Consider the following 19,937-nt stretch of genomic DNA (forward strand, 5'->3'; position numbering starts at 1 on the left):
TGACCTCTTACTGCGCCTGCACCCGCAGCTCCGCTGCGGAACGACTACGGTGACCCAACAATGCCTTCACATCACTGGACTTTGGTTTAACCAGCGAGAATTTAGACGACCAGGCTGGCCAGTTCGCCAGGATTTCTTCACCACGTGAGGAACCGGTGTGATGAACGTGCTCGGTGATCAGGCCACGCAGATGCTCTTCGTGGATGGCCAGGTTGTCAACGCTCAGCACTTCAACCAGCTCCGGGTTCACACGCTTACGGAATTCACCGTCTTCATCCAGAACGTAAGCGAAACCACCGGTCATCCCTGCACCGAAGTTCACGCCCGTGCGGCCCAGTACGCAGACAATGCCACCAGTCATATATTCACAGCCGTTGTCGCCAATGCCTTCCACCACGGTGATGGCACCGGAGTTACGCACCGCGAAACGTTCACCAGCACGACCTGCTGCAAACAGCTTGCCGCCGGTGGCACCGTACAGACAGGTGTTACCGATAATCGTGGCTTCATGGCTGCGGAATGCAGAACCAACCGGTGGACGCACCGCCAGCATACCGCCTGCCATTCCCTTGCCCACATAGTCGTTAGCATCGCCGGTCAGCGTCAGCTCAACGCCACCTGCGTTCCATACGCCGAAGCTCTGGCCTGCGGTGCCGCTGAAATGGGCCTTGATTGGATCGGAAGCCAGACCCTGATCGCCGTGCACCAGCGCAATTGCACCTGACAGCGTGGCACCCACGGAGCGGTCGGTATTGCGGATATCAAAGTAGAACGTTTTGCTCTGCTTCGCTTCCACAAATGGCATCGCCTGATCGTGCAGCGCCTTGTTCAGCACGCCATTATCAAATGGCGGGTTGCTCTCGGTGCAGTGCACGTCCTTACCTGCCATTGGCTGAGCCGTTTTCAGCAGGGCAGAGAGATCCAGACTCTGCTGTTTGGCGGTGAAGCCTTCCAGCTCGGTCAGCAGATCGGTACGACCAATCAGGTCCACCAGGCGCTTCACGCCCAGCTCGGCCATGATCTCGCGCGTTTCACGGGCAATGAACTCAAAGTAGTTCGTTACGCGGTACGGTAAACCATGATAGTGGTTCTTACGCAGCTTCTCGTCCTGAGTTGCAACACCGGTCGCGCAGTTGTTCAGATGGCAAATACGCAGGTATTTACAGCCCAGGGCCACCATCGGGCCGGTCCCAAAGCCAAAGCTTTCGGCACCCAGGATGGCGGCTTTAATAATGTCACGCCCGGTTTTCAGGCCACCATCCACCTGCAGGCGGATTTTGTGGCGCAGTCCGTTGGCAACCAGCGCCTGCTGTGTTTCCACCAGGCCCAACTCCCACGGGCAGCCCGCATACTTCACGGAGCTCAGCGGGCTGGCACCGGTACCGCCGTCATAACCGGCGATAGTGATCAGGTCTGCATAGGCTTTTGCCACGCCGGTGGCGATAGTCCCTACACCTGGTTCGGAAACCAGTTTCACTGAAATCATCGCTTTCGGGTTGACCTGCTTCAGGTCGAAAATCAGCTGCGCCAGATCCTCGATAGAGTAGATATCGTGGTGCGGCGGAGGTGAAATCAACGTCACGCCAGGTACTGAGTAACGCAGCTTGGCAATGTATGGGGTAACTTTGTCACCTGGCAACTGACCACCTTCACCCGGCTTGGCGCCCTGGGCAACTTTAATCTGAATAACGTCAGCGTTAACCAGATAGGCAGGCGTTACACCGAAGCGGCCAGAAGCAACCTGCTTGATACGGGACACTTTTTTGGTGCCGTAACGCGCCGGATCTTCACCGCCTTCGCCGGAGTTGGAGAAGCCGCCAAGGCCGTTCATCGCCTCAGCCAGTGACTCATGGGCTTCCGGGCTGAGCGCGCCGATAGACATCGCCGCAGTATCGAAACGCTTGTACAACTCGGTCGCCGGTTCCACATCGTCGATGCTGATGGCGCTGCCGGATGGCGTTACCGCCAGCAGATCGCGCAGTGCTGCGACCGGGCGCTCGTTAACCAGCTTCGCATAGTGCTGATAATCAGTGTACTCGCCGCTTTGTACTGCTTTCTGCAGCGTACCGACCACGTCCGGGTTATAGGCGTGATATTCGCCACCGTGAACGTATTTCAGCAGGCCGCCCTGCTCCAGCGGTTTACGCTGCAGCCAGGCACGCTTGGCCAGGTTCACCAGATCCTGCTGGAAGTCAGTATAGGTGGCACCGCCGATGCGGCTGACCACACCCTGGAAACAGAGATCTGAGACGTCGCTGTGCAGGCCAACGGCTTCGAACAGTTTTGAACAACGGTATGACGCGATGGTGGAGATCCCCATCTTCGACATAATTTTGTACAGGCCTTTGTTGATGCCGTTACGGTAGTTCAGCATCAGGCTGCGGTAATCTTTTTCGATCACGCCGCTGTCGGCCATCTTCGCCAGTGATTCATAGGCGAGGTACGGATAAATCGCGGTTGCACCGAAGCCCAGCAGCACGGCAAAGTGGTGTGGGTCGCGCGCGCTGGCGGTTTCAACAATGATGTTGGCATCGCAGCGCAGGCTTTTATCCACCAGGCGAGTCTGAATGGCACCGACCATCATCGGCACCGGCACCGGCAGGCGTGTCGGGCTGATTGCACGGTCAGACAGCACCAGCAGAACGGTACCGCCTTTCACCAGTTCTTCCGCTTTATCGCACAGTGCGAGAATAGTCTCTTTCAGCGAAGCTTCAGCCGGATCGAACGTACAGTCCAACGTATCTGCACGGTAGAACTCTTCTTCCTGAGTAGTCAGCTGTTTAAAGTCTGAATAAAGCAGGATTGGCGATTTGAAGCTCAGACGGTGAGCCTGACCTTCAGCCTCACAAAACACGTTCATTTCACGACCGATGCTGGTCGCCAGTGACATCACATGCGCCTCACGCAGCGGATCGATCGGTGGGTTAGTCACCTGAGCGAACTGTTGGCGGAAATAGTCATAAATCACGCGCGGACGGCTGGAAAGCACGGCGAATGGCGTATCATCGCCCATGGAGCCAACGGCTTCCTGACCGTTCTCACCCAGCACGCGGATGATTGAGTCAAGTTCTTCGCTGCTGTAGCCGAACTGCTTCTGGAAGCTTGCCAGGAGGTCGTCGTCCATTTCACGGCTGCCCACCTGATCGTCAGGCAGATTTTCGAACGGCACCAGACGGCGAACGTTTTTCTCCATCCACTCTTTATAAGGGTGGCGGCTTTTCAGATCGTTATCGGTCTCCGCAGAGTGCAGGATGCGACCCGCGCGGGTATCTATCACCATCAGTTCGCCAGGTCCGACGCGGCCTTTTTCCACCACTTCATCCGGCTGATAGTCCCAGATGCCCACTTCAGAAGCACAGGTGATCAACTTGTCTTTAGTGATGACGTAGCGAGCCGGACGCAGGCCGTTACGGTCGAGGTTACAGGCTGCATAGCGACCATCAGACATCACGATGCCTGCCGGGCCGTCCCAAGGCTCCATATGCATGGAGTTAAAGTCGAAGAAGTCGCGCAGCTCCGGATCCATATCCGGGTTGTTCTGCCAGGCTGGTGGGACCAGCAGGCGCATGGCACGAATCAGATCCATACCGCCGCTGAGGAACAGCTCCAGCATGTTATCCATTGAGCTGGAGTCAGAACCGGTTTCGTTAACGAACGGTGCAGCATCCTGCAGATCGGGGATCAGCGGGGTGCGGAATTTATAGGCGCGGGCTTTGGCCCACTGGCGGTTACCGGCGATGGTGTTGATTTCACCGTTGTGTGCCATATAGCGGAAAGGCTGAGCCAGCGGCCAGCGCGGTACGGTATTGGTGGAGAAGCGCTGGTGGAACAGGCAGATGGCAGATTCCAGACGCAGGTCGGCCAGATCCAGGTAAAAGCGCGGCAGATCCGCCGGCATACACAGACCTTTATAGATGTTGACCTGGTTGGAGAAGCTGCACACGTAGAATTCTTTGTCTTCGATGCGCTTTTCGATACGGCGGCGCGCCATATACAGGCGACGCTCCATATCACGTGGACGCCAGCCAGCCGGTGCATTGATAAACAGCTGTTCAATGCGCGGCATGGAAGAGAGGGCGATTTCACCAAGTACGTCCTGGTTGATTGGCACTTCGCGCCAGCCCACTACAGACAAGGTTTCGCGCAGCACTTCTTCTTCCACAATGCGGCGGCTCTCGCGAGCCAGCTCGTCATCCTGGTTAAGGAACAGCATGCCTACCGCGTAGTTTTTGGCCAGGCGCCAGCCGCGCTCCTGAGCCACCACACGGAAGAAACGATCGGGCTTTTGTAATAAAAGGCCACAGCCGTCGCCGGTCTTGCCGTCAGCAAGGATCGCGCCACGGTGTTGCATTCGGGCCAGTGCGTGAATAGCCGTACGCACCACCTTATGGCTAGGTTCGCCTTCTATGTGGGCGATCAGGCCGAAACCACAGTTATCCTTTTCAAGGGATTTATCGTACAACATATCAGTGAACCTCCCCAGGCTCTGAGAGATTCCCTGCGCCGACGAAGGGCAGACGTAGAAAGGGCATGGCGACAGGTTTTGAGCTTAATGCTCACCTATTATGTCGCCCCTCTAGTCTGGCCGTTAGCATCGGTGTCACAAGTGTTGAGGACTTGCTACAGAGGGAATCTCAATAACTGCATAAATATGACGGGTGGAACACCCGTCCAGAAAGCTTCCAGCGGATTTCCAACTTATCGGGAAAGCGTACTCAGGTCAAATAGCGTTCTTACTGAGGCTTTTATGCCCTTTATGTGACTTATTTATTTGATTTATATGAATTTATTTGGGTTTTTTATGTTGTTCGTTTCCCTGCAATACCCCGCTGAAGTGTGAGCTGTCTCACTGTAGTGCAGGCAGCAAATCTCTGCACCATGCTGGTGCCAGGGTTATTGGTAGCAGGATATGCTGGCAAAGTTATGTTAACCGCATAAACGCACTGTTTTTAGGGTTGTCGCTTATTTGAATTAAACAGGGCGACATCATTAGTAAAATTAATCGTCGCGGATATGATTAAATTTTCATTTAATGTGAATGATTATTCGTTGCATTAACAGAGGAAAGTACGACCCGGGACGGTCATCGCTATGAAAAGCATGAGGCAACAGAGGTGCCCTTTCCACAAGAGGGAACTACAGATTATGCAGTTAACAAAAATAGTCAACTGCTTATCTTTTGCGGGCCAGTGTAATGAAAAGAGCTCATTTCTATTTTTGCGGTCAGCGCAGGCTGACTTTCCGGCCAGACGAGGCGGCATGCAGCTTCAACACTCTTAACAATATCGGCAGGGCTTTTAATACACTGTTGAAAATCCCGGCAGTGCTCACCTGCTAAAACAGCTTTTAAGCGTGGCGAATTAAGCGAATTGTGCCAGTTACCGTTTGTTTGTTTTTCCGCCAGTTGTTCTCTCTAAACTTTGCGAGCCGTCACCTGCCGGAGTGCTTAATCAGTCATTGCTCACCGAACATGCACTGTTCCAGTGCAGGGCAAACCTTGTTCCGTCTGCGTGGGTCTTTTGAGCTTTTACGGTATGATTGAGGTATTGGTCTGGAAGGAATCTTTTATGAAACAAATTCGTCTGTTAGCACAGTATTACGTCGACCTGATGGTGAAATTGGGTCTGGTGCGTTTTTCCCTGTTGCTGGCCTCCGCGCTGGTGGTGCTGGCCATGATTGTGCAGATGGCCGTGACCATGGTGCTCCGGGGACATGTGGAAAGCATTGATATGGTTCGCTCGGTGTTTTTCGGCCTGTTAATCACTCCCTGGGCGGTCTATTTCCTCTCGGTGGTGGTGGAACAGCTGGAAGAGTCACGTCAGCGCCTCTCGCGGCTGGTGGACAAGCTGGAAGAGATGCGCCATCGCGATCTGGAGCTGAACCAGCAGATGAAGGAAAACATCACCCAGCTTAATCAGGAAATCGCTGACCGTATCAAAGCCGAGAAGGCCCGCCTGCAGGTGCTGGATAAGCTGACGGAAGAGATGACCAGACGTGAACAGGCACAGATCGAACTTGAGCAACAATCCTCTTTTCTGCGCTCTTTCCTGGATGCCTCACCTGACCTTGTGTTCTACCGCAATATCGATCAGCAGTTCTCCGGCTGTAATCGCGCCATGGAGTTGCTGACCGGAAAAAGTGAGAAGCAGCTGATCGGCCTGACACCGCGCGATGTTTATGATGATGATGCCGCGACCAAAGTGCTTGAAACGGATGAGAAAGTGTTCCGTCATAACGTCTCACTGACCTATGAGCAGTGGCTGCAATATCCCGACGGGCGAAAAGCCTGTTTTGAGATCCGAAAGGTGCCTTATTACGACCGTGTGGGAAAACGTAGCGGGCTGATGGGGTTCGGACGCGATATAACGGAACGTAAGCGCTACCAGGACGCTCTGGAGAATGCCAGCAGGGAGAAGACCACTTTTATCTCTACGATCAGCCACGAGCTTCGTACGCCGCTTAACGGCATTGTCGGCCTCAGCCGTATTTTGCTGGATACCGACCTTAATGCTGAGCAACTGAAATATCTCAAAACCATCCACGTTTCCGCTATCACGCTGGGCAACATTTTTAATGACGTGATTGAAATGGACAAAATTGAGCGGCGGAAGGTGCAACTTGATAACCAGCCTGTGGACTTCACTGGCTTCCTGGCGGATCTGGAAAACCTCTCCGGATTACTGGCTCAGCCTAAGGGGCTGAAGTTTGTGCTGGAACCCGAGCTGCCTCTGCCCCACAAAATCATTACCGATGGCACGCGCCTGCGACAAATTCTGTGGAACCTGATCGGCAACGCGGTGAAGTTCACTCAGCAGGGCAGCATTGTGGTCCGCGTCAGCTATCAGGGTGAAGACTGCCTGCGCTTTGAGGTGGAAGATTCTGGCATGGGCATCCCTCAGGATGAGCAGGACAAGATCTTCGCCATGTATTACCAGGTGAAAGATCAGCACGGCGGTAGGCCAGCTACGGGGACGGGCATCGGGCTGGCAGTTTCACGTCGGCTGGCGCAGGGCATGGGCGGTGACATTTCGGTGCGTAGTGCGCCCGGCACAGGCTCCTGCTTTACACTAACCGTCAATGCACCACGCATTGCTGAGCAGAACGAAGATGAACAACCGGCTGATGATATGCCTTTACCGGCGCTGCACGTGCTGCTGGTGGAAGATATCGAGCTGAATGTGGTGGTGGCCCGCTCGGTACTGGAGAAGCTGGGTAACAGTGTGGAAGTGGCGATGACCGGTGAGGAGGCGCTGGCCATGTTCGATCCGGACGAATTCGACCTTGTGCTGTTGGATATTCAACTGCCGGATATGACCGGGCTGGATGTAGCTCGTGGCATTCATCAGCGTTACATGGGGCGGCAGCTTCCGCCGCTGGTAGCACTGACGGCTAATGTACTGAAGGACAAAAAAGAGTATCTGGATGCAGGGATGGACGACGTGCTGAGCAAGCCGCTGGCAGTACCGGCGCTGACGGCGACCATCAAAAAGTACTGGGATTATCAGCAGCGTGAAGACAAACCTGAGGAGAGCAGAGTGGACGAGAAGAAACTGGGATTACTGGATGTCACTATGCTGGAGCAGTATATCGAACTGGTTGGCCCGCAGCTGATACATCAGAGTCTGGAGATGTTTGAGCAGATGATGCCCGGCTACCTTGAAGTGCTCGATTCTAACATGATGGCGCGTGACCAGAAGGGCATTGCTGAAGAAGGCCACAAGATTAAAGGCGCGGCCGGATCGGTTGGACTGGTGCACCTGCAGCAACTGGCGAAGCAAATACAAAGCCCAGAATTACCGGCATGGTGGGACAACGTCCAGGAGTGGATCGACGAACTGAAGCAGGACTGGCGTCATGACGTGGAAGTGTTACGGGAATGGGTTTCTGATGCTGGAAAAAAATGACCCCGACCGAAGCCGGTGTGCGCGAATACTGCGCCAACACCAGGGAAAAGTGTAACCTGCGCTATTCTGAGAAGAAGAGTTTAAAAGCACAGGCGCGGTATTGGTTAAACGCTCAGGAACTACCTTAGCAAATCTTACATCACATGTTACCAGATTCATTAAAATGTGTGATGTGGAGCAGCGTTTCCACACAGAAAACATTAATTTGGTGACACAGTCAAGTGCGGAATGAATTTATCCGCAGTTTTGCTCAAAAAATAGACTATTGTGACATTTTTTCACAACCCCAGATTGACGTTGCCGGGTAACCGGTTCCATTGAACGCCAGCGGAGCTGCTAAAGAAATTTCTTAACGGAAGGGCGATGTTTAACTGGCTGTAAAACATGTCCTTTTTATGAGATTGCGGTCTCTGTCCTCAGACCGTTTATGGCCAGGCTCAGGAAACGCCACATGCAAAGTTTCGGAATGGATATAGCGCTTTAGATAGCTATTCCTTTCTGTCTATACCTGGTATCTGTAATGGCTTTGAAAAGCCTGTATGCTGTTTGAACGCCGCCTCAAAGGGGGCATAAGATTAATTTTTTAAATGCTACCCCGCGTGATTTATAAGAAATTTGAATCATTCGTTTTTAACATCCACCATCATTAAAATGCGGATTTCTGCATGATGTGCAGGTTTGCTTACCGGATGGAACCGATTCCGGATCTGCGGAAGTGGTTGAAGCTGTTGAGGCATTTATATTACTTCCCGGCAGGCTGACAGCCAGAGGCCGATTTTCAATGCCGGATTTGTCACCTCCCGTCAGCGGGTAGCAGAGAGGCTAAGGCGAGTTCTGGTCAGGAATTGATAAAGATTGTTATGGATATAATTGTATGAGTAAGCGCAAGAGAACAGGTTTGGCGGGCATTAGAAATTGGTTGTTAAGGGCCATATTCAGCGTTCTGGGACTCTGGGTGGCAGGAATTCTGCTTTTTTCCTTTTTGCCGGTCCCTTTTTCGGCGGTGATGGTCGAGCGCCAGCTGGGGGCCTGGTTTAGCGGCGATTTCAGCTACGTGGCCCATTCGGATTGGGTGGGGATGGACGATATTGCTCCCTGGATGCCTCTTGCGGTAATGGCTTCAGAAGATCAAAAGTTCCCAACCCATTGGGGATTTGACGTCCAGGCCATCCAGTCTGTGCTGGATAACGATGGTGGTAAAATACGCGGTGCCTCGACGTTGTCGCAGCAGACCGCCAAAAACATGTTCTTATGGGATGGCCGCAGCTGGATACGTAAAGGGCTTGAGGCGGGTCTGACTGTGGGGATTGAAACGGTGTGGACCAAGCGCCGGATCCTGACGGTCTACCTGAATGTGGCAGAATTTGGTGAGGGAGTGTTCGGAGTGGAAGAGGCTTCCCAACGCTATTTTCACAAGTCAGCCAGCCGTCTGACCATGTCTGAAGCCGCGCTACTGGCAGCGGTGTTGCCCAACCCGATCCGCTTCAGGGCTGATGCACCTTCTGGTTATATTCGCCAGCGACAGCAGTGGATCTTAAGGCAAATGCGTCAGCTTGGCGGCGAGGGATTTCTGAGGGAATATAAGCTGCAATAACGGGATGGCAGGCCAGGAGAGATTAGCAGGGCTTCTGGCCTTAATTTTATTAATCTTCATCAAAGCCGGCGTTAAACAGCTCAATAACCGCCGTTAAGGCTTTTTCTTCTTCCGGCCCGGTAGCTTCAATTTCAATGTGGCCGCCCTTGGCTGAGTCGAGCATCAGCAGAGCGATCACGCTGCTGGCCTCCGCCTCGGTACCGCTTTCATTGCGTAACAGCACTTCCGCATCAAAGCTCTGCACCAGTTCAAAAAGCTTCATTGCCGGGCGGGCATGCATTCCCAGCTTATTTTTAATCTCAACGGTTTGCCTGACTGTCATGATTTGCGTTTTTCCAGCGTACGATGGCGGGACTGAACGTTTTTACCGCGCGAACGAAAATACTCGGCCAGCTGTTCGGCGATATAAACAGAGCGATGCTTACCACCGGTACAGCCTATGGCGACGGTGAGATAGCTGCGGTTATTGGTTTCCAGCATTGGCAGCCACAATTCGAGGTAGCTGCGGGTCTGATAGATAAAATTGTGTACTTCGGTATGACGGTCGAGGAAGGCCGCGACTGGCCGATCAAGACCGGTCATTGGGCGCAGCTTCGGGTCCCAGTGTGGGTTCGGCAGAAAACGAACGTCGAATACATAGTCTGCATCGATGGGAATACCGTGCTTGAAGCCGAAGGACTCAAAGACCATAGTCAGCTCACGTTCACGCTTGCCTAACAGGCGCGTGCGCAGCATTTCAGCCAGCTCGTGGACGGACATCTCGGAAGTATCAACAATCAGATCGGCCCTGGAGCGCAGAGGCTCCAGCAGGTCATTTTCTTCATCAATGGCGCTTTCCAGCGACAGATTTTTACTTGAAAGAGGGTGCAGACGACGGGTGTCGCTGTAGCGGCGGATCAACGTATTGCGATCGGCATCCAGGAACAGCAGCTGCGGAGAAAAACTGTCGGGCAGGCTGGTCAGGGCTTTTTCGAACACTTCCGGCGATTCCGGCATATTCCTGACGTCAATACTGACCGCCGCAGACATATTGCGATCGGACAGGGAATTTGCCAGTTCGGGCAGCAGCACCACGGGAAGGTTATCCACGCAGTAAAAGCCCATATCTTCAAGTGCCCGTAATGCCACGGACTTACCAGAACCGGAACGACCGCTGACGATCATCAGCACCATGACTTAATCTCCTGATTTTTCCTGCTCTGTCGGGCTTTCCGCCATGATTTCAAACAGCTCTTCATCGCTTTGTGCAGCCCGCAGCCGACGGCAGACGGTTTTATCAGCAAGGCGTTTTGCTACCAGTGACAGGGTATGCAGATGCGTCTTGCACTGGTCTGCGGGGACCAGCAACGCAAACAGCAGGTCCACCGGCTGATTATCAATGGCATCGAAGGCGATGGGCTGGTCGAGGCGGATAAAAACGCCCACCGCGCGCAGCGTATCTTCAACCAGCTTACCGTGGGGGATGGCGATACCGTTGCCGATACCGGTACTGCCCATCCGCTCGCGGGTCAGGATCGCTTCGAAGATAGTCTGGTGCGGGAGGTTCAGCTGTTTGGCTGCCAACTCGCTAATAATTTCCAGCGCCCGCTTTTTACTCTGGCAATGTACGCCGCTGCGGGTGCAGGACAGACTCAGTACCGAGCTCAGTTCCAGTGTTAAGTCATTGTTCATCATAGTTTCACTTACGTGTTCACTTCCGCCTGGTAAGATGGCTGACTTCTGTGGTTCCGGTTCAACCCGGTCAGCTGCACATGCCTTATTGATTAACGGCCCGTACCCCAGTAACAGAGTACGAGCCGGAACCTCTTACGTCACCTTCAATCTCACATGAGGGTGACGCAAAAATAATCAATGCCTGGGTGAAATTTAGTGCTGCTTCAGCTTGTCTTTGTGTTTATTAAGTTGGCGTGTCAGCTTGTCTATCAGGCCGTCAATCGCCGCGTACATATCTTTCTCTTCCGAGGTGGCATGCAACTCACCGCCGTTCACATGCAGGGTTGCGTCGGCAACCTGAGTGACTTTTTCAACCTTGAGAACAATATAAACCTGATTAATCCGGTCAAAATATTGCTCCAGTTTGGCGAACTTAGCCGTGACAAATTCACGTAATGGCTTAGTGATCTCTACGTTTAGCCCAGTAATATTGAGTTGCATACGGTCTTCCTTATCTGTTCGTTCAGACCAGCTGTTTGCGCTGGTTTGAGGGCGGGATGGATAAAGACTCTCGGTACTTTGCGACGGTGCGGCGTGCCACCATGATCCCCTGATCGGAGAGCAGGGTGGTCAGCTTGCTGTCACTAAGAGGTTTGGCGGGATTCTCCGCCGAGATTAATTTTTTCACCAGTGCACGGATGGCAGTGGAGGAAGCCTCGCCGCCGCCTTCGGTATTGACGTGGCTGGAGAAAAAATACTTCAATTCAAAAATGCCGCGCGGGCTGTGCAGGTATTTTTGCGTGGTGACGCGGGAGATTGTTGACTCATGCATATCCACGGCGGTGGCAATGTCTGCCAGCACCATTGGTCGCATAAACTCTTCTCCCTGCTCAAAGAATGCCTGCTGCTGATCGACGATGCAGCGTGTCACCTTCAGCAGTGTATCGTTGCGGCTTTCCAGGCTTTTAATCAGCCATTTCGCTTCCTGCAGGTTGCTGCGGATAAACTGGTTATCGCTGTCATTGCGGGTGGAGCCCCCCAGCGAAGCGTAGTGCTGGTTGATCTTCAGCCGGGGAACACTGTCGGCGTTGAGATCGACCGTCCAGCGTGTACCGATCTTGCGCACCAGCACGTCAGGAATAACATACTCAGGTTCAGTGGTGTTGATCGACTGCCCCGGACGGGGATCCAGTGACTGGATCAGCTGCATAGCGTTTTTCAGCACGTCCTCTTTCAGACGGGTTACACGCATTAAGCTGCGGAAATCGTGGTTGGCCAGCAAATCCAGATGCTCGCTGACAATCAGGCGAGCCTCTTTGAGGAAGGGCAGTTCCGGCGCGAATTGAGAAAGCTGTACCAGCAGGCAGTCCCGCAGGTCGCGGGCGCAGACGCCGACCGGATCAAAACGCTGTACGCGCTTCAATACAGCTTCTATTTCATCCAGCGACAGCTCATCGTTACCGATGCTCTCCAGAATCTCATCCAGTGACACGGTCAGATAGCCGGTATCATCCACGGCATCAACAATGGAGGTGGCAATGGCGCGGTCAGTGTCGGTAAACGGCGTCAGTTCGACCTGCCACATCAGATAATCCTGCAGCGTCTGAGTGGTTTCTCCCTGATAAACGGGAAGTTCGTCATCGTGATAATCGGTACCGGTTCCTGACGGAGTTCCTGCGGTGTAGATCTCATCCCAGGTTGCATCCAGCGGCAGCTCTTCCGGCATATCCTTTTGTTCTAACGCCTCACGGGTATCAAGCGCTTCTTTTTCCTGATACTCCCGCGAGTCCACTTCCTCATGAATATCGGTTTGTTCAAGCAACGGGTTGCTTTCCAGCGCCAGCTGAATTTCCTGCTGTAGTTCAAGCGTAGAGAGTTGCAGCAGACGAATGGCCTGCTGCAATTGTGGCGTCATGGCAAGCTGTTGGCTAAGCCTGAGTTGCAAACCTTGCTTCATATTCAGGATACAAATTCCTCAAAAATCTTACCTGGTTTGAACACCTTATCAGAGTCTGAACTCTTCGCCCAAGTAGACTCGCTTAACTTGTTCATCTTCCAGAATTTGCTCCGGCGAACCGTGAGCAATCAGATGCCCCTGGCTGACAATGTAAGCCCGCTCACAAACCGCCAGCGTTTCACGCACGTTGTGGTCGGTGATCAATACGCCCAGCCCGCTGTCGCGCAGGTGTTCAATAATCTTTTTGATATCGATAACGGAAATCGGATCAACACCGGCAAAGGGTTCATCCAGCAGGATAAATTTCGGATTGGCTGCCAGTGCACGGGCGATCTCCACGCGGCGACGTTCACCGCCCGATAGCGCCTGACCCATGCTGTTGCGCAGGTGTTCGATGTGGAACTCATTCATCAGCTCGTTAGCGCGATCCTCACGCTGTTCCGTGGTCAGATCGTCACGGATCTGCAGAACGGCCATCAGGTTATCGTAAACGCTCAGGCGACGAAAAATAGAGGCTTCCTGCGGCAGATAGCCAATACCCCGGCGGGCGCGGGCATGCAGTGGCAGAATACTGATGTCATCATCATCAATGATGATGCGGCCTGCATCACGAGGCACTATGCCCACGACCATGTAGAAGGTGGTGGTTTTACCCGCCCCGTTAGGGCCCAGCAGGCCAACAATCTCGCCGGATTTCACCTGCAAGCTGACATCTTCGACTACGCGGCGGCCCTTATAGGCCTTCGCCAGGTTTTCTGCAATTAAAGTCGCCATAACTGATTATTTACTCTTATTCTGTCCGGTTGACTGGGTGCCTTTGTCCTGCAGCTGCGAAGGAACCAGTACGGTGGTGACTCGCTTGCCGGTATTGCCATAGGCCTGCATTTTCTGCTCTTTCACCAGATAGGTGATGCGGTCGCCCTTCACATTGCTGTCCAGCTGCTCAAGATAGGCATTGCCAGTCAGCTCAACAAAATCTTTCGCCAGCTCATAGTGCATCTTAAGAGCATGGCCTTTCACCGGCTTACCGTTGTCCTGCATCTGGTAGAATGTGGCAGGGGTGCCGTAAGCATCAACAATTGTTTTATTACTGTCGCCGCCGGGGCGGGTTACCACCACTTTATCGGCGGTGATTTTGATCGAACCCTGAGTAACGATGACGTTGCCAGTGAAGGTCGCCACGTTGCCCTGCATATCCAGAGCCTGATTTTCAGAGTCCACGTTGACCGGTTTGTCCGAGTCGCCCGTCAGGGCGAAGGCTGGCAGGCTGGCAGCCAGCAGCAGGCCGAGCGTCAGAAACTTAAGGTTGTTTCGCATTTTGAATTTCATAGGAGGTTTTGACCTTTTCAATCAACTCGGCAGTTTTCTTCCGTAAATTCCCACGCATCTTCATGCCGGTAGAGTTAAAGCTACTGCCATAAAGTGTCACCTGGTCGTCTGAAGTGACATCCTGTGTGACGAGGTTTACTACGGCGTTATCGGTTTTAATTCTTTGAAGTTGAGCATCCTGCGTCAGGCTGTTGACCTCCACATGGCCGTACAGGTACAGCATGCGATCGTTCGTCAGCTTAGCTTTGTCCGCCCGCACCGACCAGGTGGGAATTTTATTCTCATCGTAGGTGGTCATGATCGGGTTATCGAACCAGCTCACCGCATCGGCGGAAAAATAGGTCACCTTATCGGAAACGAGTTTGTAACTCAGGGCACCCTGCGGGTTATACACCACCGTATTGGAAGACTGGCTGGTGTAGGTGGGTTCCTGAGCGTTTCCTGCCGCCGGGGTGCTATTGTCGTCATTGCCGGCCAGGTTCCAGCCGATAAGCACAATGGCGGCCAGGGCCAGCAACAGCGTAATCCAACGCCTTGTTTTACTCATACAGACTGCCCTTTGGCCTCATCAAACTTATCCTGTGCGATCAAAATCAGGTCGCAAATTTCGCGTACCGCTCCGCGGCCGCCTGCAATCCGGGTTACATAGTCAGCGCGAGGGATCAGCACCGGATGGGCGTCCGCCACGGTGACGCTCAGTCCAACCTCTGCCATGACCGGCCAGTCGATCAGATCATCGCCAATATAAGCGACCTGGTCCGGCTGAAGCGACAGTTTATCCAGAAGTTCGCGGAAGGCCAAAATCTTATCAGACTGGTCCTGGTAAAGATGTGTAATGCCCAGTGTTGCGCAGCGGTCCTCCAGCAGCTTTGCTTTGCGGCCGGTGATAATAGCGACTTCCACGTCTGAGGTCAGCAGGCAGCGTATCCCATAGCCATCACGGACGTTAAAGGCCTTGAGCTCTTCACCATTATTCCCCTGATAAATCACGCCATCGGACATCACGCCGTCAACATCACAAATCAGTAGCTTTATCTGGCGCGCGCGCGTCATAACATCCTGGCTAACCTTGCCATAACAAGTTTCAATCATGCTTGCGGCTGTGCTCATTCATCTTATCCCTTGTTAAACCACACCGGCACGCAGCATGTCGTGCATGTGCACCACGCCCAGCAGCAGATCGCCGTCGGCTACCATTACGGCAGTAATATTCCTGCTCTGCATCAGATTCAGAGCATCCACCGCTAAGGTATTGGGACGCACCCGAATCCCGCCAGAGGTCATCACGCTGGCGATGCTGGCGTGCTGAATATCAATCCCCATATCGAAGACCCGACGCAGGTCACCATCGGTGAAGATACCTTCAATTTTCATCAAATCGTTGCAGATAACCGTCATACCCATATTTTTACGGGTGATTTCCAGCAGAGCATCACGCAGTGAAGCATCACGGCTGACGTGAGGAATTTCATCTCCGCTGTGCATAATATCATTGACGGTCAGCAGCAGCTTACGACCCAGTGCGCCGCCCGGATGGGACAGGGCAAAGTCTTCAGCGGTGAATCCGCGGGCTTTCAGCAGGGCCACTGCCAGTGCATCGCCCATCACCAGCGTGGCGGTGGTGCTGGAGGTCGGCGCCAGGCCCAGCGGGCAGGCTTCCTGCGGTACTTTAACACACAGATGGATATCGGCAGCACGACCCATTGCGCTCTCCGGGCGACTGGTCATGCAAATCAGCGAAACATGCAGGCGTTTCAGCACCGGAATCAGTGCCAGAATCTCGGAAGATTCGCCGGAGTTGGAGATAGCTATCACGATATCCCCCGCGCCGACCATACCCAGGTCACCGTGGCTGGCTTCCGCCGGGTGAACAAAAAATGCCGGGGTACCGGTGCTGGCGAAGGTCGCTGCCATTTTTTTGCCAATGTGGCCCGACTTGCCCATGCCCATCACCACCACTTTACCCATGCAGCTGTAAATGCGCTTACAGGCCTCGGTAAAGTCGTCGTTAATATACTGGTCGAGCTGCTCGAGGCCCTGACGTTCAATAGCCAGAACATCTTTTCCCGCCTGCTGAAAATCGAAGCCGGGTTCGGGGGTACGAGGTGTCATAATTTCCAATCCTTTTACCAGAGGGTGGTCGAGGGCAGCCAGTACAGCACCGCAACCCAGGCTACAAAGCCGCACAGCAGCAGGGTGCCCGCCACTCGCCCGATACAACGACTGCGCTGCAGGCAGATAAGCGTAAACAGTGCGCTGACGCCCAGCATGACCCAGTAGTCACGGGCGAAGGCGTGCATATCAACACTGCCAGGGTGGATTAGCGCCGGAACGCCAAGTACGATGGCAATATTGTAGATGTTAGATCCAATCAGGTTGCCGACGGCGATATCATCTTCACCTTTTAGCGCTCCGGCAATCACCGTGGCCAGTTCAGGCAGGCTGGTGCCCACCGAGATAATTGTCAGGCCGATAACCAGTTCGCTGATGCCAAAGAAGTCCGCAATTACCGTGGCATTGTCGATCACCATCCGGGTCGACATCGGCAGAATAATCAGCGCAACGGCCAGCCATAAAAATGCCACGGTGTTGCCCGCATCGTCCCGTGGCAGCTCAGCCAGCTGTTCGCGGGTCAGAGAATCGTTGTTATCGCGTTCCGCCTTACGGGCGATTTTTGTGATAAACAGCAGATAAGCCGCCGCAATGGCGATCAGCGCCAGCCCGTCGCCGCGGCTGAGAGTATTATCAAACAGCATCACGCCGCACAAGAGAGTGACCAGTAACATCAGAGGAAGTTCGCGACGGATTAAATTCGAATGAACGGTAAGGGGATGAAGCAGAGCTGCGCCACCAAGGATTAACAGGATATTGGTGATATTCGACCCCAACGCAGTACCGACGGCGATATCCATCTGGCCGTGGGTGGCTGCCGAGAAAGAGACAATCAGTTCCGGGAGCGAGGTGCCTATACCCACAACCGTCATACCAATGATCAGCGGGGGAACTCCCATCGCGCGGCTGAGAATGGCTGCGCTGAAAACCAGACGATCTGCACCATATACCAGCAGGACCAAACCGATAATCAATAGTGCTATAGCTACGAGCATGAAATGTCCTTTGATCGGGTATAATCGTCGGCTCGTCTTGCGCGACGTGTAAAGCAAGGGCTAAAGATAATCCGCTGATTTTGACGGTCTGAAAGCAAAAAGTAAAACTTATGCCAACTTTAGCCACGTCTTCGAGGTAAGTTTCTGTAAAAGTGTTCTGTCTGATGGGTTATACGCTACCATCGGAGGTAAATTATATGCCTGAAAAAGAGGATAAGAGGTAACTATGAGCCAGACGGAAACGAATTTGGTGGATGTCCGGGGTGTCAGCTTTGCCCGCGGGAATCGGCCGGTTTTCGATAACATCTCGCTTACGGTGCCCAGAGGGAAAGTCACAGCCATTATGGGTCCTTCAGGCATTGGTAAAACCACATTATTACGCTTGATTGGAGGCCAGTTGCGCCCTGACAGGGGTGAAATCTGGTTTAATGGCGAAAATATTCCCAGCCTGTCGCGTTCCAGGCTGTATGAAGCTCGCAAAAAAATGAGCATGCTTTTTCAGTCAGGTGCGCTGTTTACTGACCTCAATGTCTTTGATAACGTCGCCTGGCCGCTGCGCGAGCATACGCAACTGCCACCCCAACTGTTACACAGTACGGTGATGATGAAGCTGGAGGCGGTGGGATTACGCGGCGCAGCGTTGCTGAAACCGTCTGAGCTGTCTGGTGGTATGGCTCGCCGCGCTGCGTTGGCAAGGGCAATCGCCTTAGAGCCTGACCTGATCATGTTCGATGAACCGTTTGTCGGCCAGGACCCGATCACTATGGGGGTGCTGGTTAAACTCATTGATGAGCTGAATCACTCTCTCGGCATGACCTGCATTGTGGTTTCACACGATGTGCCTGAAGTGCTGAGTATCGCTGACTATGCGTATATTATTGCTGGTCAGAAAGTGATAGCCCAGGGAACGGCGACAGCGCTGCGTGAGGATGAGGATGCCCGCGTGCGCCAGTTTATTGATGGCATTGCGGACGGCCCGGTGCCGTTTCGCTTCCCCGCAGGGGATTATCTGCAAGACTTAACCGGCTCAGGGAGTTAACAAACTGATGTTTTTACGAGCACTGGCGTCCATGGGGCGTCAGGGAATCAATACCTGCGCTACGTTTGGCCGTGCCGGGCTGATGCTCTTTCATGCACTGGTCGGCGTGCCGCGTTTTCGCAAGCATGCGCCGCTGGTGGTGAAACAGCTGTACAGCATCGGCGTTATGTCGCTATTGATCATTATGGTTTCCGGGTTATTTATCGGCATGGTACTGGGGCTGCAGGGCTATCTGGTACTGAACACCTATGGCGCTGACAGCAGCCTGGGCATGCTGGTGGCGCTTTCACTGCTGCGTGAGCTGGGTCCGGTGGTCACCGCGCTGCTGTTCGCTGGCCGGGCAGGATCGGCGTTGACCGCTGAGATCGGCCTGATGAAGGCGACAGAGCAGCTCTCCAGCATGGAGATGATGGCTGTCGATCCGCTGCGCAGAATTATCTCTCCACGCTTTTGGGCCGGTTTTATCAGCATGCCTCTGCTGACGCTGATCTTTGTGGCCGTTGGCATTATGGGCGGGGCAATTGTTGGGGTGAGCTGGAAGGGCATCGATACCGGTTTCTTCTGGTCTGCAATGCAGAATGCGGTCGATGTGCGCACTGATATCGTCAACTGCGTAATTAAAAGTGCCGTTTTCGCCTTCACGGTGACCTGGATTGCCCTCTTTAATGGCTATGACGCGATTCCGACGTCGGAAGGTATCAGCCGGGCCACGACACGTACTGTGGTACATGCTTCTCTGGCGGTACTCGGTTTAGATTTTGTGCTGACAGCACTGATGTTTGGGAACTGATGCAATGCAAACGAAAAAAAGCGAAATTTGGGTAGGAGTCTTTTTACTGTTGGCGCTGTGCGCTGCACTGTTCCTCTGCCTGCGGGTGGCCGATCTGAAGTCTCTGGGCAGTGAACCGACCTGGCGGCTCACTGCCACTTTCGACAATATTGGCGGACTGAAAACCGGCTCGCCGGTCAAGATTGGCGGCGTGGTGATTGGCCGTGTTACCGACATTGAGCTGGACAGCAAAACGTATTCCCCACGAGTCTCGATGGACATCAATGATAAGTATAATCAGCTGCCAGACACCAGTTCCCTGGCGGTGAGAACTTCAGGACTGCTGGGTGAGCAGTACCTGGCGCTGAACGTTGGCTTTGACGATCCGGAGATGGGAACGTCTATGCTTAAGGACGGCAGTACCATACAGGACACCAAGTCCGCTATGGTACTGGAAGATTTGATCGGCCAGTTCCTGTACAAAAGCGGCAACGGTAATGACAATAAAAATGCTCAATCGGCGGCACCGGAAGCAAACGGGCAACCCGCGCCGGCAGCTCACGACTAATCCACAAGAGGGTAAGT

17 protein-coding genes are annotated in these 19,937 nt (G+C 53.6%); 5 read left to right on the plus strand and 12 right to left on the minus strand.

The annotated features are described in order from the left end of the window. Nucleotides 1-7: 7 nt before the first annotated feature. Complete coding sequence (gene gltB, locus AC3Y5R_RS16135; protein ID WP_489922175.1) at nucleotides 8-4,465, minus strand: glutamate synthase large subunit; 4,458 nt, start codon at nucleotides 4,463-4,465, stop codon at nucleotides 8-10. Nucleotides 4,466-5,567: 1,102 nt separating this feature from the next. On the opposite strand from gltB, the gene arcB reads away from it, so the two are divergent. Further along, nucleotides 5,568-7,904 carry an aerobic respiration two-component sensor histidine kinase ArcB gene (gene arcB / locus AC3Y5R_RS16140; protein ID WP_158782053.1) on the plus strand — a complete coding sequence of 779 codons (2,337 nt, stop codon included), beginning with the start codon at nucleotides 5,568-5,570 and terminating at the stop codon, nucleotides 7,902-7,904. A gap of 874 nt (nucleotides 7,905-8,778) precedes the next feature. Next, nucleotides 8,779-9,498, plus strand: coding sequence for a monofunctional biosynthetic peptidoglycan transglycosylase (gene mtgA / locus AC3Y5R_RS16145; protein WP_489922176.1), 720 nt, complete (start codon nucleotides 8,779-8,781; stop codon nucleotides 9,496-9,498). Nucleotides 9,499-9,547: 49 nt separating this feature from the next. Here mtgA and npr read toward each other — a convergent pair whose 3' ends face one another. The 11 genes from npr to AC3Y5R_RS16200 all read right to left on the minus strand — a co-directional run bounded on the left by npr (nucleotide 9,548) and on the right by AC3Y5R_RS16200 (nucleotide 17,544). Next, nucleotides 9,548-9,820, minus strand: coding sequence for a PTS phosphocarrier protein NPr (gene npr, locus AC3Y5R_RS16150; RefSeq protein WP_158782055.1), 273 nt, complete (start codon nucleotides 9,818-9,820; stop codon nucleotides 9,548-9,550). Next, on the minus strand, nucleotides 9,817-10,671 hold the full coding sequence (gene rapZ / locus AC3Y5R_RS16155) for an RNase adapter RapZ (RefSeq protein WP_158782056.1): 855 nt from the start codon (nucleotides 10,669-10,671) through the stop codon (nucleotides 9,817-9,819). Before rapZ ends, npr begins: the two co-directional genes overlap by 4 nt. 3 nt (nucleotides 10,672-10,674) lie before the next feature. Continuing rightward, nucleotides 10,675-11,169 carry a PTS IIA-like nitrogen regulatory protein PtsN gene (gene ptsN / locus AC3Y5R_RS16160; protein WP_489922237.1) on the minus strand — a complete coding sequence of 165 codons (495 nt, stop codon included), beginning with the start codon at nucleotides 11,167-11,169 and terminating at the stop codon, nucleotides 10,675-10,677. A gap of 195 nt (nucleotides 11,170-11,364) precedes the next feature. Beyond that, nucleotides 11,365-11,652, minus strand: coding sequence for a ribosome hibernation promoting factor (gene hpf / locus AC3Y5R_RS16165; protein ID WP_489922177.1), 288 nt, complete (start codon nucleotides 11,650-11,652; stop codon nucleotides 11,365-11,367). A 22-nt stretch (nucleotides 11,653-11,674) separates the two neighbouring features. After that, nucleotides 11,675-13,108 (minus strand): RNA polymerase factor sigma-54, encoded by a 1,434-nt coding sequence (rpoN, locus tag AC3Y5R_RS16170; protein WP_489922178.1) that lies wholly within the window; start codon nucleotides 13,106-13,108, stop codon nucleotides 11,675-11,677. Between the two features lie 48 nt (nucleotides 13,109-13,156). Further along, nucleotides 13,157-13,882 carry an LPS export ABC transporter ATP-binding protein gene (gene lptB, locus AC3Y5R_RS16175; RefSeq protein WP_489922179.1) on the minus strand — a complete coding sequence of 242 codons (726 nt, stop codon included), beginning with the start codon at nucleotides 13,880-13,882 and terminating at the stop codon, nucleotides 13,157-13,159. 6 nt (nucleotides 13,883-13,888) lie between these two features. Beyond that, nucleotides 13,889-14,437: a lipopolysaccharide ABC transporter substrate-binding protein LptA gene (lptA, locus tag AC3Y5R_RS16180; protein ID WP_489922180.1), complete on the minus strand. Its 549-nt coding sequence runs from the start codon at nucleotides 14,435-14,437 to the stop codon at nucleotides 13,889-13,891. Continuing rightward, on the minus strand, nucleotides 14,409-14,984 hold the full coding sequence (gene lptC / locus AC3Y5R_RS16185) for an LPS export ABC transporter periplasmic protein LptC (protein ID WP_489922181.1): 576 nt from the start codon (nucleotides 14,982-14,984) through the stop codon (nucleotides 14,409-14,411). The genes lptA and lptC overlap by 29 nt, the downstream gene beginning before the upstream one ends. Continuing rightward, nucleotides 14,981-15,547, minus strand: coding sequence for a 3-deoxy-manno-octulosonate-8-phosphatase KdsC (gene kdsC, locus AC3Y5R_RS16190; RefSeq protein WP_489922182.1), 567 nt, complete (start codon nucleotides 15,545-15,547; stop codon nucleotides 14,981-14,983). Before kdsC ends, lptC begins: the two co-directional genes overlap by 4 nt. Nucleotides 15,548-15,562: 15 nt before the next feature. Next, nucleotides 15,563-16,549, minus strand: a complete 987-nt coding sequence (kdsD, locus tag AC3Y5R_RS16195; RefSeq protein ID WP_489922183.1) for an arabinose-5-phosphate isomerase KdsD — start codon at nucleotides 16,547-16,549, stop codon at nucleotides 15,563-15,565. Nucleotides 16,550-16,563: 14 nt separating this feature from the next. After that, a complete protein-coding gene (locus AC3Y5R_RS16200; RefSeq protein WP_489922184.1) occupies nucleotides 16,564-17,544 on the minus strand; it encodes a calcium/sodium antiporter in 981 nt (326 codons plus the stop codon). 226 nt (nucleotides 17,545-17,770) lie between these two features. Between AC3Y5R_RS16200 and mlaF the strand changes: the two genes are divergently transcribed. From mlaF to mlaD, 3 genes are read left to right on the plus strand one after another with little or no spacing between them, the layout of a single operon-like run. Further along, a complete protein-coding gene (mlaF, locus tag AC3Y5R_RS16205) occupies nucleotides 17,771-18,583 on the plus strand; it encodes a phospholipid ABC transporter ATP-binding protein MlaF (RefSeq protein ID WP_158782066.1) in 813 nt (270 codons plus the stop codon). 7 nt (nucleotides 18,584-18,590) lie between these two features. After that, the gene (gene mlaE / locus AC3Y5R_RS16210) at nucleotides 18,591-19,373 is read left to right on the plus strand and encodes a lipid asymmetry maintenance ABC transporter permease subunit MlaE (RefSeq protein ID WP_158782067.1); all 783 of its coding nucleotides are present in this window, start codon (nucleotides 18,591-18,593) and stop codon (nucleotides 19,371-19,373) included. 4 nt (nucleotides 19,374-19,377) lie between these two features. Next, nucleotides 19,378-19,920 carry an outer membrane lipid asymmetry maintenance protein MlaD gene (gene mlaD / locus AC3Y5R_RS16215; protein WP_489922185.1) on the plus strand — a complete coding sequence of 181 codons (543 nt, stop codon included), beginning with the start codon at nucleotides 19,378-19,380 and terminating at the stop codon, nucleotides 19,918-19,920. Nucleotides 19,921-19,937: the final 17 nt, after the last annotated feature.

Source organism: Erwinia sp. 009765445 (genome assembly GCF_058137865.1).